1 pseudogene is annotated in these 721 nt (G+C 63.7%); it reads right to left on the reverse strand.

Annotated features, from left to right (window positions below):
- Window positions 1-721: pseudogene (locus ACFO0G_RS19880) on the reverse strand (pyruvate dehydrogenase (acetyl-transferring), homodimeric type); the annotation flags it as partial.

Below are 721 nucleotides of genomic sequence, written 5' to 3' on the forward strand. Positions count from 1 at the left end.
TTCATCTGGTGGGTGGCGTTGCGGCCTTCGAAGTGGGGGCCGAGGCCGTAGCCCTTGACGGTGTGGGCGAGGATGACGGTGGGTTTGCCCTTGAATTCGGTGGCTGCTTTGTAGGCGGCGTAGACCTTGCGGTAGTCGTGGCCGCCGCGTTTGAGGTTCCAGATCTGGTCGTCGGTGAGGTCCGCGACGAGGTCCTTGGTCTGCGGGGTTTTGCCGAAGAAGTGTTCGCGGACGAACCCGCCGGATTCGGCCTTGTAGGTCTGGTAGTCCCCGTCGACGGTTTCGTTCATGATTTTCACCAGGGACCCGTCGGTGTCGCGGGTGAGCAGGTCATCCCATTCCCGGCCCCAGACGACCTTGATCACGTTCCAGCCCGCGCCGCGGAAGAACGCTTCGAGTTCCTGCATGATCTTGCCGTTGCCGCGCACCGGACCGTCCAGGCGCTGGAGGTTGCAGTTGATCACGAAGTTCAGGTTGTCCAGGTTCTCGTTCGCGGCGAGCTGGAGCAGGCCGCGGGATTCGGGTTCGTCCATTTCCCCGTCGCCCAGGAACGCCCAGACCTGCTGGTCGGAGGTGTCTTTCAGGCCCCGGTTGTGCAGGTAGCGGTTGTTCTGGGCCTGGTAGATCGCGTTCATCGGCCCGATGCCCATGGACACGGTGGGGAATTCCCAGAAGTGCGGCATCAGGCGCGGGTGCGGGTAGGAGGACAGGGCGTGGCCCT

Source organism: Arthrobacter sedimenti (assembly GCF_042652025.1).
Classification (GTDB): Bacteria; Actinomycetota; Actinomycetes; order Actinomycetales; family Micrococcaceae; genus Arthrobacter; species Arthrobacter sedimenti.